Annotated in this window: 6 protein-coding genes and 1 pseudogene; 4 read left to right on the forward strand and 3 right to left on the reverse strand. The window is 72.6% G+C overall.

The genetic code is table 11. The features are described 5' to 3' along the window. The first annotated feature begins 62 nt into the window (after positions 1 to 62). Both ACIGXX_RS10610 and ACIGXX_RS10615 read left to right on the forward strand, forming a co-directional pair. Complete coding sequence (locus ACIGXX_RS10610) at positions 63 to 2,372, forward strand: heavy metal translocating P-type ATPase (RefSeq protein WP_383819090.1); 2,310 nt, start codon at positions 63 to 65, stop codon at positions 2,370 to 2,372. Between the two features lie 208 nt (positions 2,373 to 2,580). Continuing rightward, positions 2,581 to 3,270, forward strand: a complete 690-nt coding sequence (locus ACIGXX_RS10615) for a copper homeostasis protein CutC (RefSeq protein WP_351168608.1) — start codon at positions 2,581 to 2,583, stop codon at positions 3,268 to 3,270. Positions 3,271 to 3,273: 3 nt separating this feature from the next. Here ACIGXX_RS10615 and ACIGXX_RS10620 read toward each other — a convergent pair whose 3' ends face one another. Beyond that, positions 3,274 to 5,316, reverse strand: coding sequence for a HelD family protein (locus ACIGXX_RS10620; protein ID WP_383819094.1), 2,043 nt, complete (start codon positions 5,314 to 5,316; stop codon positions 3,274 to 3,276). Positions 5,317 to 6,017: 701 nt separating this feature from the next. On the opposite strand from ACIGXX_RS10620, the pseudogene ACIGXX_RS10625 reads away from it, so the two are divergent. Next, a pseudogene (locus tag ACIGXX_RS10625) lies at positions 6,018 to 7,163 on the forward strand (glycosyltransferase 87 family protein); the annotation flags it as partial. Here ACIGXX_RS10625 and ACIGXX_RS10630 read toward each other — a convergent pair. Both ACIGXX_RS10630 and ACIGXX_RS10635 read right to left on the reverse strand, forming a co-directional pair. Beyond that, positions 7,132 to 8,775, reverse strand: a complete 1,644-nt coding sequence (locus tag ACIGXX_RS10630; RefSeq protein WP_351162549.1) for a DNA repair helicase XPB — start codon at positions 8,773 to 8,775, stop codon at positions 7,132 to 7,134. The pseudogene ACIGXX_RS10625 and the gene ACIGXX_RS10630 sit on opposite strands and share 32 nt — an antisense overlap. A 145-nt stretch (positions 8,776 to 8,920) precedes the next feature. Further along, positions 8,921 to 11,515: a helicase-associated domain-containing protein gene (locus tag ACIGXX_RS10635; RefSeq protein WP_399974622.1), complete on the reverse strand. Its 2,595-nt coding sequence runs from the start codon at positions 11,513 to 11,515 to the stop codon at positions 8,921 to 8,923. 601 nt (positions 11,516 to 12,116) lie between these two features. On the opposite strand from ACIGXX_RS10635, the gene ACIGXX_RS10640 reads away from it, so the two are divergent. Further along, positions 12,117 to 13,127: a hypothetical protein gene (locus ACIGXX_RS10640; protein WP_361467095.1), complete on the forward strand. Its 1,011-nt coding sequence runs from the start codon at positions 12,117 to 12,119 to the stop codon at positions 13,125 to 13,127. Positions 13,128 to 13,144 lie beyond the last annotated feature (17 nt).

Genomic DNA, 13,144 nt, shown 5'->3' on the forward strand with positions numbered 1-13,144 from the left:
TACCCGCCCCGGGTACCCCGACCCGAAGCCCGCCCACGACACATCACGAGGAGCCCGCAGACATGTCCACCACACCCGGCAGCACCGAGGTGGCAGAAGTAGAGCTCGCCATCGGTGGCATGACCTGCGCCTCGTGCGCCGCCCGCATCGAGAAGAAGCTCAACCGCATGGACGGCGTCGAGGCCACGGTGAACTACGCCACCGAGAAGGCCAAGGTCAGCTACCGCGGCCAGGACGTCGCCGTCCAGGACCTGATCGCCACCGTCGAGGCCACCGGCTACACCGCGCAGGAGCCCGCCCCGGCCCGCGCGGAGCCGGATGCGGCCGACGACGAGCAGCGGGCCGACGACGAACTGCGGCCCCTGCGCGAGCGGTTGATCACCGCCGTGCTGCTCTCCCTGCCCGTCGTCGCGATGGCGATGATCCCGGCCCTGCAGTTCGAGTACTGGCAGTGGCTGTCCCTGACCCTGGCGGCGCCGGTCGTGACGTACGCGGCCTGGCCCTTCCACAAGGCCGCGTTCACGAACGCGCGGCACGGCGCCGCGACGATGGACACGCTGATCTCGGTCGGCACGTCGGCGGCCTTCGTCTGGTCGCTGTGGGCGCTGTTCTTCGGTACGGCCGGCACGCCCGGCATGACGCACCCCTTCGAGCTGACCATCTCCCGCACGGACGGCGCGGGGAACATCTACCTGGAGGCCGCGGCGGGAGTCACCGCCTTCATCCTGGCCGGCCGCTACTTCGAGGCCCGCTCCAAGCGCAAGGCGGGCGCCGCCCTGAAGGCGCTGCTCCAGCTGGGCGCCAAGGACGTCACGGTCCTGCGGGACGGCGGCCGCGAAGAGACCATCCCCGTAAGCGACTTGAAGACCGGCGACCGATTCCTCGTACGCCCCGGCGAGAAGATCGCCACCGACGGCAGGGTCGTCGAGGGCGCCTCCGCCGTCGACGCCTCCATGCTCACCGGCGAGTCCGTGCCGGTCGAGGTCGCCAAGGGCGACGCGGTCACCGGCGCCACGCTGAACGTCGGCGGACGCCTGGTCGTCGAGGCCACCCGCGTCGGCTCCGACACCCAACTGGCCCGCATGGCCAAGCTCGTCGAGGACGCGCAGAACGGCAAGGCGGCGGCCCAGCGCCTCGCCGACCGGATCTCGGCGGTCTTCGTGCCGGTCGTCATCGCGCTGGCCGTCGCCACCCTCGGCTTCTGGCTCGGCAACGGCTCCGGCCTGACGGCGGCCTTCACCGCCGCGGTCGCCGTACTGATCATCGCCTGCCCCTGCGCCCTGGGGCTCGCGACACCGACCGCCCTCATGGTCGGCACCGGTCGCGGCGCCCAGCTCGGCATCCTGATCAAGGGCCCGGAGGTCCTGGAGTCGACCCGCAAGGTCGACACGATCGTCCTGGACAAGACCGGCACCGTCACCACCGGCAAGATGACCCTGCTCGCCACGCACACGGCGGACGGTGTGAGCGAGGAGGAAGTCCTGCGGCTCGCGGGGGCGTTGGAGCACTCCTCGGAGCACCCCATCGCGCAAGCCGTGGCCACCGGAGCGGCTGAGCGGGTCGGCACGCTCCCCACTCCCGAGGACTTCGCGAACGTGGCGGGCCTGGGCGTCCAGGGCGTCGTCGAGGGCCACGCGGTCCTGGTCGGGCGCGAGGCGCTGCTGAAGATTGGGGTCTCCCCTGGTCGAGCGAAGTCGAGAGCTTGGGGAAGGGCGATCGGGCTCCCCGTGGAGCTGGAGCGGGCGAAGGCCGAGGCCGAGGCCGCCGGTCGTACGGCGATCGCGGTCGCGTGGGACGGCGAGGCGCGCGCGGTCCTCGAGGTGGCCGACGCGGTGAAGGAGACGAGCCCGGAGGCGATCCGCCGCCTGCGCGCCCTCGGCCTCACCCCCATCCTCCTGACCGGCGACAACAAGGCGGTCGCGGCATCGGTGGCCGCCGAGGTGGGCATCGCGCCCGACGACGTGATCGCCGAGGTCATGCCGCAGGACAAGGTGGACGTCGTCAAGCGCCTCCAGGCGGAGGGCCGGAGCGTGGCGATGGTCGGCGACGGCGTGAACGACGCGGCGGCGCTGGCCCAGGCCGACCTGGGTCTCGCGATGGGCACGGGCACGGACGCCGCGATCGAGGCGGGCGACCTCACGCTCGTACGAGGAGACCTGCGGGCGGCGGCGGATGCGATCCGCCTCTCCCGCCGCACGCTCGGCACGATCAAGTCGAACCTGTTCTGGGCCTTCGCCTACAACGTGGGCGCGCTGCCGCTGGCCGCGGCCGGCCTCCTGAACCCGATGATCGCGGGCGCCGCGATGGCGTTCTCCTCGGTCTTCGTGGTCGGCAACAGCCTGCGCCTGCGGGGGTTCAAGCCGCTCAGCTGAACGGCTATGGGCCGCGGGCCCTAACCTTCGGCAAGATCGACGTGTACATGTCTTTACGGTCACCCCGGTGCGGTTGGGTCGCGCCGGGGTGATCTGCGCGTAGGCTGGGTAATTGGACTAGACCTATGTGCGGCGGTTTCAAGGACGCGTTCTCGGACGTGTTCCGCGATGCCCGCCCCCGCGGCCCCGGACCCGAAGGAAGACATCCATGAGCAAGCGTGCAGTCCTGGAGGTGATCGCCCTCGACGCCGAGGACGCCGTCGCCGCCCAGGCCGGAGGCGCGGACCGCCTCGAGCTGGTCACCGACATGGCCGCGGACGGCCTGACCCCGTCCCGCGCGACCTTTGCCGAGATCCGCGCCGCCGTGGACATCTCCCTGCGCGTGATGCTGCGCCTCGCGGACGGCTTCGACGCGGGCGACGTGTCCGCTCTCGTACGCCACGCGCGCGAGCTCAGGAGCGCGGGCGCCGACGAGTTCGTCCTGGGCTTCCTCGACGAGACGGGCGGCCCCGACCTGGCGGCGGTGGAAGCGGTGGTGGACGCGCTCGACGGCTGCCGCTGGACGTTCCACCGGGCCATCGACCGGACCCCCGACCGCGACGCCCTGCGCAAGCAGCTCGCGGACCTGCCCGGCCTCGACACCTACCTCACCGCGGGCGCGGCGACGGGCGTGGACGAGGGCCTGCCCACGCTGCTCGCCGAGGCGGCGCGGTCCGGCGAACAGGGCTACGAGCAGCAGATCCTGGTGGGCGGCGGCCTCCGCCTCGACCACCTCCCGCGGCTCAAGGCCGCGGGGGTCGACGCGTTCCACATCGGCGGGGCGTCGCGCCCCGACGGCTGGGACGCCCCGGTGTCGGCGCAGGCGGTAGCGGCCTGGCGCGCGGCCCTGGACGCGTGAGCCTCAGCCGCCGAGCTGCTCCGGCAGCTCGGCGGCATGCACGACGGTGAGCCCCGAGACGGCGCGGGTCAGGGCGACGTACAGCCGCCGCAGTCCGGTCCGCTCGTCGGGCTCGCCGTCGACGACCGCGGCGGGCTCGTCGAGGACGACGTAGTCGTACTCAAGTCCCTTGGCGAGGGAGGCGGGCACGAGCGTGAGCCGGGTGTCGGGGGTGGTCTCCTCACCGGGCGAGAGGTACGTCATCCCGGCGGCGTCGAGTGCTTCGGCCAGCGCGGGGACGCGGGCGTCGGCGGCGATGAGCCCGATGGACCCTTCCTGCCGCAGCGACTCCACGCAGGCGGCGAGGGAAGCGGCGTCGAGGTCCGCCACGCGCCGCACCACGAGCGAACCGGCCGACTCACGCACGGACTTCACCTCGGCGAGTCCGGGCGCGATGGAGGGAAGCAGCCGGGAGGCGTACGCGATGACCTCCCGAGGCACACGGAACCCCGCGGTGAGCTCCTCCACCACGGCGTCGCCCTTCCCCAGATGCTCCAGGGCCTGCTCCCAGCTCCGGGTGGCCCACGGGGTGGTGCCCTGCGCGAGGTCGCCGAGGACGGTGGCGGACCCGGTGGTGCAGCGGCGCCCGACGGCGCGGTACTGCATGGGGGAGAGGTCCTGCGCCTCATCGAGGACGACATGGCCCAAGGAGTGGGTCCGGGCGACCAGATCACTGGCCTCGTCGACCAGCACGGCATCGGCGGCGGACCACTTGACGGCCTTGAGGCTGCGCGGGGCCTTGGCCCACAGGATGAGCTTCTGCTCGTCGGCGTCGAGGATGCCGTCCGCGTGCCGGGCGAGGAACTCGCCGTCGGAGAGCAGCCGGAGCACGAGCTTGGCGGGATCGACGGGCGGCCACACGGCCTTGACGGCGGCCTTCACGGCAGGGTTGCGGGCGACGGCGTCCTGCACGCGGTCGTCAGGAGCCTCGCCGGCCTGCTCCATCCTGACGAGTACGGCGTGGGCGATGCGCTGAGGCAGGGCGTCGCGGGCGGCGCCGTACCGAATATCGCGGTCGAGCAACTCCCTGACGATCTCCTCAAGTTCATAAGCGGCCACACGCCAACGCCGTGACCCCCGCACCACGACAACGGGCTCCTCGGGCATGCTCACGTGGGACCGCAGGGCTCTCCGCAGTACGTCGGCCATGCGGGCATCGCCTTTGACGACGGCAGCGGCGGCGTCATCGACGCCCCGAACGTCGACGTGGGCGACGAGATCGTCGACGGTGGCCTGCTTGACCTCCAACTCGCCCAGAGCGGGAAGTACTTGCTCGATGTAATGCAGGAAGGACTTGTTGGGCCCGATGACGAGGGTGCCGGTGCGGGCGAGCCGGTCCCGGTGGGCGTAGAGCAGATAGGCGACACGGTGCAGCCCGACGGCGGTCTTCCCGGTCCCCGGCCCGCCCTGCACGCAGACGGACCCCCCGAGCCCACTCCTGACGATCTCGTCCTGCTCGGGCTGGATGGTGGCGACGATGTCGCGCATGGGGCCGACGCGGGGCCGCTCGATCTCCTGCTGGAGCAGCCTGCTGGTCTGCTCCTTCTCGTCGGCGTCGCTGAGGTGCTCGTCCTCGTACGCGGTGAGTTCACCGCCGGTGTAGCCGAACCGCCGCCGCAGGCCGATGTCCATCGGGGCCTTCTTGGAGGCGCGGTAGAAGGGCTGCGAGACGGGGGCGCGCCAGTCGATGACCATCGGGTCGCCGTCGGCGTCGTGGACGTGCCGCCGCCCGATGTAGAACTGCTCCCCCTCGGCGCCTTCCGCCTGATCGGCGCCGGGGGCGTGGAGATAGTCGAGCCGCCCGAAGAAGAGGGGCGTGTGGGAGAGATCGGCGAGGGACTTGATCCGGTCGTCGATCTGGCTCTGCAGGACGGCGGCGTTCACCCAGTTCGCGGTGACGTCGCGGATGTCGAGCGCTTCGGCGTCCTCGCGCATGGCTCGGAGGGCCGAGCGGGATGCGGCGAGGTGGGTGCGTTCGCGGGAGAGGGGGTCGGGGTGGGCCTGCACGGGGTGCCTCCGGCGGGGGGTGCGGGGTGTGTGCCGCCGGTTGCCGACCGGTCGGTGGCGCCGCGTTCCACGCGGGCAGACGGAGCAGTTTAGGCCCCGCTGCATGGCGGGACCACCGATTTCCCCCCGGGGGGGGGCGGGGCGGGGGGTGCCCCGCACCTACCCGGGCCGAACGGACCTCTCCCGCCCACCCGCCCGGAACTCCGCATCCGACCCTGGACGAACGAGCCTTTCCCGCCCACCCGCCCGATTGCCCCGCAGCGGCCAGCGACTACCCGCAGTCGGGAGCGCTCGGGAGGGGACGTGGCGGTATGTCCGCCCGGAGCACGGTTCGCGGCGCTCCGGTGCCGAAGCAACCCCACAGCCACCGGACGATAGCGAGGACGGACATACCGGCGCGGCACCGTACCCACCGACGGAGCGGGACCGCAGTTCGCCCCACGGCCTGCAGGCGGCAGTGCCCGTGGCGCAGTAGCCCTGCGGTCACCGGACGACAGCGAGGGCGGACATACCGGCGCGGCACCGTACCCACCGACGGAGCGGGACCGCAGCTTGCCCCACGACGCGAGGGGACGTGGCAGTAGCCCCACGGCCACCGGGCGACAGCGAGGACGGGCATACCGGTGCGGCGCCGTACCCGCCCGCGGAGCGGTCCCGTGGCGCCACCCCCGGGATCTACTAAGGTCACCGCCGTGAAGGAACTGAGCGTGAGGGCGGCGTCACGTCGCGTCAAGGGGCCCGTGCCGACAGCTGCCGTCTTCCTCGTCGTTTCCCTTCTCGTCCTCGCCACCCTCTGCGTGGCCCAACGCATCCCCATGGCCGACACCCTCGTCTACCGAGCCGAAGGCGCCGCCGTCGCCAGCGGCAGCGATCTCTACGGGTTCACCGTCACGGAGTGGGAGCTCCCGGCCACGTACCCGCCCTTCGCCGCCATCCTCTTCGTACCCACCACCTGGCTCCCCCTCCCCGCCCTCAAGCTCGCCTTCCTCGTGGGGAACATCGCCCTCCTGGCGGTCCTCATCCACCTCTCCTGCCGCCTCGCCGGGCTCCCCACCCGCCTCGCCCCCCTTCTCGCGGGCACCGCCCTCGCCCTCTGGCTGGAGCCCGTCTTCCAGACCGTCCTCTTCGGGCAGATCAACCTCGCCCTCGCCTGTCTGATCCTCTGGGACCTCACCCGGCCCCCCGGCGCCGTCGGCAAGGGCTTCGCGATCGGCGTCGCCGCCGGGATCAAGCTCACCCCGGCGGTCTTCATCGCGTACCTCTTCCTCACGAAGCGTGTACGCGAAGGCCTCACCGCCACCGCCGCCCTCACCGGCACCCTCGCGCTCGGCGCCCTCGCACTCCCCGCCGCCAGCCTCGACTTCTGGACCCACCGGATCTTCGAGACGGGCCGCGTCGGCAAGGCGTGGATCGTCGACAACCAGTCGCTCCAGGGGCTCGTCGCCCGCGCGGCCCACGACCCGCACCCGGGGCTCCTGTGGGCCCTGCCCACCGCCCTCGTCGCCGTCACCGGCCTGTGGCTGGCCCGCAGGGCCGGGACGGAACCCCGCGGCGTCCTCCTGACCGCCGCCACCGCGCTCCTGGTCTCGCCCATCAGCTGGTCCCACCACTGGATCTGGTGCGTACCGCTCCTGACCCTGCTCATGGCAGAGGGCCGCCCCCGCCTGACCGCGGCGGTGGCGGCCCTCTTCACGGCCCGCACCCTGTGGCTGGTCCCGCACCAGGGCGACCTGGACCTACGCCTGCCCCACTGGCAACAGCCACTCGCGTCGCCCTATCCCCTGCTGGCCCTGGCGCTGGCCGTCATGGGAGCGCTCAGTTGTCGGCCAGCAACTCGTCCGCGTCCACGATCCGGTACGCGTACCCCTGCTCCGCGAGGAACCGCTGCCGATGCGCCGCGAAGTCCTGGTCGATGGTGTCCCGGGCCACGACGGAGTAGAAGCGGGCCTCATGCCCGTCCGCCTTCGGACGCAGCACGCGGCCCAGCCGCTGTGCCTCCTCCTGCCGGGAGCCGAACGTCCCCGACACCTGGATCGCGACCGTAGCCTCGGGCAGGTCGATCGAGAAGTTTGCGACCTTCGAGACGACGAGGACCGAGATCTCGCCCTCCCGGAAGGCCCCGAACAGCTTCTCGCGCTGCGCGTTCGTCGTCTCGCCCTTGATGACGGGCGCGTCCAGATGCTCGCCCAGCTCGTCGAGCTGGTCGATGTACTGGCCGATGACGAGGGTCTGCTCGCCCGCGTGCTTCTTCACCAGCGCTTCCGTCACCTTCCGCTTCGTCGCCGTCGTGGCGCAGAAGCGGTACTTCTCCTCGGCCTCGGCCGTCGCGTACGCGAGCCGCTCCGAGTCCGTCAGATTGACCCGCACCTCGACACAGTCGGCGGGCGCGATGTACCCCTGCGCCTCGATCTCCTTCCACGGAGCGTCGAACCGCTTGGGGCCGATGAGGGAGAAGACGTCCGACTCGCGGCCGTCCTCCCGGACCAGCGTGGCCGTCAGGCCGAGGCGCCGCCGGGCCTGGAGGTCGGCGGTGAACTTGAAGACGGGGGCGGGCAGCAGGTGCACCTCGTCGTAGACGATGAGCCCCCAGTCCCGGGAGTCGAACAGCTCCAGGTGCGGGTAGACACCCTTCCGCTTCGTCGTCAGGACCTGGTACGTGGCGATCGTGACGGGCCGGATCTCCTTCCGGGTCCCGCTGTACTCACCGATTTCCTCCTCGGTCAGCGAGGTCCGCTTGATCAGCTCGCTCTTCCACTGCCGCGCGGAGACCGTGTTGGTCACCAGGATCAGCGTCGTCGCCTTGGCCTCGGCCATGGCACCGGCCCCGACCAGCGTCTTTCCCGCACCACAGGGCAGCACGACCACACCGCTGCCGCCGTGCCAGAACCCCTCGACCGCCTGCTTCTGATACGGCCGCAGCGCCCAGCCGTCCTCCGCGAGCTCGATCCGGTGCGCCTCGCCGTCGACGTACCCGGCGAGGTCCTCGGCGGGCCAGCCCAGCTTCAGGAGCGTCTGCTTGATCTGCCCGCGCTCGGACGGGTGGACGACGACGGTGTCCGCGTCCACCCGGTCCCCGACGAGCGGCTGCACCTTCTTGGACCGCAGGATCTCCTCCAGGACCGGCCGGTCGGTGGAGGTCAGGACGAGACCGTGCGTGGGGTGCTTCGACAGCGTGAGCCGTCCGTAGCGCGCCATCGTCTCGGCGATGTCCACGAGCAGCGCGTGCGGCACGGGATAGCGGGAGTACTCCACCAGCGCGTCCACGACCTGCTCCGCGTCGTGTCCCGCCGCACGGGCGTTCCACAGGCCGAGCGGCGTCACGCGGTAGGTGTGGATGTGCTCGGGAGCACGCTCCAGCTCCGCGAAGGGCGCGATGACTCGGCGGCAGGCGTCGGCCTGCTCGTGGTCGACCTCGAGCAGGAGAGTCTTGTCCGACTGGACGATCAGGGGACCATTCACGCGCGCACCCTTTCGGTAAGCCAAACGTCCAGTGTGCCGCATGGCGCGTGAATAAGTTCCGGCCTCAGGCGTCGGCCGAAGCCGCAGGCTGTTCCGGATCTGTTCCGGATGAGCCGCCTGCCGGGACTCGCCGAGCCCCGGTGGCCTAGTCGTCCGCCAGTTCCGCGACGCCCGTGACCCGGTGCAAGGGGTACGTCTTGACCTCGTCCGCCGTGTGGTCGTACGCCGTGACGAAGCCGCCCTCCACGCGGATCGGGGCGATCACGCGCTGGCTCGCCGAGCCCTCCGCGTTGACGTAGCCGATCCAGACCGCCTCGCCCGTCAGGACCGCCGCCTGCATGGTGGCGAGGGTCTCCGCCGCCGTGGTGCGGGGCAGGGAGTCGCCTGCCTCCGGGGTCGCCTTGCGGGGGGCCGTCGAAGCCAGGTCGCCGGCGCGGATGGCGCGTACCGCCGCGCCGATCAGCGTGTTGTCGGCCAGCTGGGGGCCGTCGTGGACCGGCTCGGGCGCGGTGCGGGGCGGTGAACGGTGGGCGTGGGCCCGCGTGATCAGTACGTCGCCCTCGGCGCTCTCCGCGGCGGGTGCGAAGCCCATCCCGCGCAGGCCTTCGAGGAGCGCCCCGGGGTCCGCCTGCGCGGCGAGCACGGTCGGGGCGAGGCGGCGCAGGCGCAGGGTCTGGGAGCGCTTGTCGGCCAGGATCTCGTTCAGGAGGGCCTCGTCGTCGCAGCGGACGTACGCGGACGCGGCGCCGATCCGCAGGTGGCCGTGTTTACGGGCCACGTCGTCGATGAGGTACGCCAGTGGCTGCGGCACCGGCGTACGGGAGTGCGCGGCCAGGAAGGCGTGCAGGTCGGACGCGGCCTTGCCCGCGTCGAGCGCGCGCCGCACGGAGCCGGGCGTGAACCGGTACACCGTCGCCCCGCCCTTCGACTCGACGTCGGCGAGCACGGCGAGCGTCTCGGCCAGCGGCCGCTCCAGCGGGCCGGGGGCCACGGCGGTGAGGTCGGCCTGAAGCAGTACGTGGTCGAGCGGTTCGGGGAGCAGCGGTGCGAGGAGTCTGGCGGCTCTCGCGCCGGATACGGCGAGTTCGGCGCGGGAGGGAGGGGAGGGGGGTACGGGGGGTACGGGGGGTGCGCCTGCGCTGCCTGCGCCGGCTCTCCCCCCCTCGCTCTCGGAGCCGAGCAGGGCGCGGCCGTGCGCGGACAGGGCGCCGCGTCCGGTGACGCCCAGCAACTCGGCCTCGTTCAGGGTCCATTGCGCGATGCGGGCCCGCAGCTCCATGGGCGCGTTGCCGGGGGCGGCGCCTCCGCCGGAGGACACGCCGCCGGCGGAGGCGCCGCCCCCGGCCGAGCCGCGTGGCGGTCGCTCCCAGCGCAGGCGCGCCAGCATCGACTCGGGCGTGGGGCTCGCGCCGTCCGGCAGGGTGGTGAGGAGCGTGAGTACGCGGTGCCGGATCTCGGGCGCCGAGGAGCGGTCCAGGTGCGGGCCGAGCGCCGACAGTGTGCGGTCCTTGCCGTCACGGCCGCCGATCAGGCCCGCCGTGCGGGTCGCCGTCAGCCACGCCGTGGCGAGGACCGACCAGCGCTCGGGGGCGGGCAGTTCCTGCCAGTCGTCGTAGGCGGGCGTCGCCGCGTACCGCTCGTCCGCCTCGCCGTCCGCCGCCACGAGGCCCGCCGCGTAGGCCAGTTCGACCCAGAAGGCCGCGACCGGCTCCGGGACGTCCAGGGCCACCGCGGTCCGCTTCAGGTCGCGCACGCTGAGGCCGCCCGCGCGCAGCACGGTGGGGCCGCCCTCGTCCCAGTCCTTCAGGAGCTCCTCGACCGTGTCGAGCGCCATGTACGCCTGGCTCGCCGCCGCGGCGTCCACAGCCTGTGGACGGTGTTCGCGCAGCGGCTCGACGGCGGGCGGTGCCGGTTCGAGGACGCGGTGGGCGCGGCCTGCGCGCAGGTGCAGGGCTGCTTCGCGGGGGAGTACGACCGTGCCGGGGGACGTGGGGAGCAGGAGCCCCCGGTCGAGGAGCCAGCGCAGGTGGCGGGCCGGGTCGGCGGTCACCTGGCCGTAGGGCGGGCCCCAGACGAGCCGCGAGAGCACTTCGACGGACTCGGCGGGGGCTTCGTCGAGCAGGGCGGACATGCGGGTGCGGTCCGTGAAGAGGTCGGTGAGCGAGCGGACGGCGGAGACGGCGTCGTGGGTGGAGGGGAGGCCCGCCGCCGCCACGATGTCCTGCATACGGTTCGGCGACATGCCCGCGGTGGCTTCGGCGACGGTGGGGCCGAGGCCGGTGGGGGAGGGGTACTGGGGGGCGGGGGCGAGGAGTTCGCGTGCGGTGCGGACGAGGCGGAGGCGGTCGTCGGCGCCCCAGATGAGGGCTTGTTCGCGGAGGGTGGCGAGGGCGTGGCGGAGGGCGGTGTCGACGGTGCCTGGGGCGTTGCCTGTGGCGTCGCCTCCCTCGTCTCCGGCGACGAGGGCGTGCAGTTCCTCGTACGTCGCCGGTTCGGGAGCCACGGCGAGTGCCTCGGCGACCTGCTGGGAGAACCGGTCGAGCCGCTCCAGTGCGCGGACCACGGAGGCGCGGGTGGCGGCGCGGGTGGCGAGCTGGGTGAGGTCGTTCGGGACCGGGGTGAGGAGGTCGGGGCGGGCGTGGAGCAGCGCGCCCAGGGACGCGTCGTCACGGGAGCGGAGTGCCTCGGCGAGGGACCGGGGTGTGTCCGCTGGGCGCTGGGGCTGCTCGTCGGTGCTCATCAGGCTCACGGTAGCGGGTTGGGGTGCGGCACCGTGCGTTCCTGGGGGGTGCGGTCCTGTCCCTCACGTCGGGTCGTGCCGCAAGCTGCGGTCCCGGTCCGGGGGTGGGTGCGGGGCCGTGCCGGTATGTCCGTCCTCGCTATCGTCCGGTGGCCGTGGGGTTGCTGCGGCTCCGGAGCGCCGCGAACCGTGCTCCGGGCGGACATACCGGCACGTCCCCTCCCGAGCGCTCCCGACTGCGGGTGCACGAGGGCTGATCTCCGGTGACTGAGCTGGGCCGCCGCCCACAAGACCCACCCGCACCGATACTCCAGCTGTACGCGTCCCCCTCCCACCCCGGCAGAACATCCCACCCGCCCGAGTCGCCCCCCGCTCACCCCGTCCACCCGGATCGCTCACCACCCCGGCTGCACCTCCCATGCCCACCCCACCCACATCCCTGGCACCGCAGGGCAATCGGGCGGGTGGGTGGGAAAGCTTGTTCGTTGGTTGTGGATGCGGGGGGAAATGAGGGGGCGCCCCCGGCCTTGGGGACGCGGTACCGTCGGCGTATCGGGTATAGGAGGGCGGACGTCAACGGGGCCGCCTCGGAGGGGACTTCGTGGGGATCGAGAGCGATCAGCTCGTCTTCGACTATCTGAGCCGCGTCGGCGACCTGGCCCAGCAGCGTCAGCTGCCGTCAGGCACCCGTATGCGCCTGGTCTCAGAACTGCGGAACCAGATCGACCGCAGCCGGGCGAAGACCACGGCCGACAACCCCGCCTCCATACGACGCATCCTCGATCGCCTCGGCACCCCCGAGGAGCTGGTCGAAGCCGCCGGCTCTGGTGATGCGGCGGGGGCCGACGTATCTCGTCCCGCCGTTCCTGCCCAGCGCGCTTCGGAGCCGAAAGAGCGGGCCAAGCGGCTGCGCCGCGTGGTTCCCCGGCCCCGCCCTGCGGCGGAGGAACCGGAGCCCCAGGAAGACCTGAAGCCCTCCCCGCCGCACCTCGCCGGCACGGACGAGCTCGGTCCCAGCGGCTCCGAGCCCGACTGGTGGCGCGTGGACAGCAGCCCCTTCGGCCTCGCCGACAGTGTTCCCGGCTTCACCGGCGGCGTAGAAATCCCCGAAATCCTCAAGCCCCCGCCGAAGAAGCGCCTCGACGAGGAAGAGGAAGACGAGAGGGAAGAGGATGGAGAGGGCGAGGGAGAAGAAGGCGAAGGAGAGGTCCTCGCGCCCGCTCCCGCCCGGCGTCGCCTCCGCCTCCGCCCCACCGCCGCAGCCGCCGCGCCCCGCTTCACCAACCCCCTCCTCCTGCTCGCCGCAGCCCTCCTCACCGTCGGCGCCATCCTCGGCAACTGGCTTGCCCTGGGCGGTGGCTGGCTTCTCGCCTACGCCTCGCGCAGGCTGAGCCGTGCCGAGGCGAAGTGGGCCGTCATCGGGCTGCCCGGGCTTTCCGTGGCGGCCGGGATCACCTGGCTGTGGGGGCGGAACGAAGGCCGCTGGGGCGATCCCGTCGTCGACGGCCACATGAGCGACGCCATGGCCGAGACCTGGCCCTGGGTGGTGCGCGGCGCGGCCATCGCCTCCGCGCTCTACCTCCTGTGGAGGTCTCAGCGGCGGCAGCCGTGAGCCAGCGGGGAACGGTG

This window comes from Streptomyces sp. NPDC055243 (assembly GCF_044544025.1).
GTDB lineage: Bacteria > Actinomycetota > Actinomycetes > Streptomycetales > Streptomycetaceae > Streptomyces.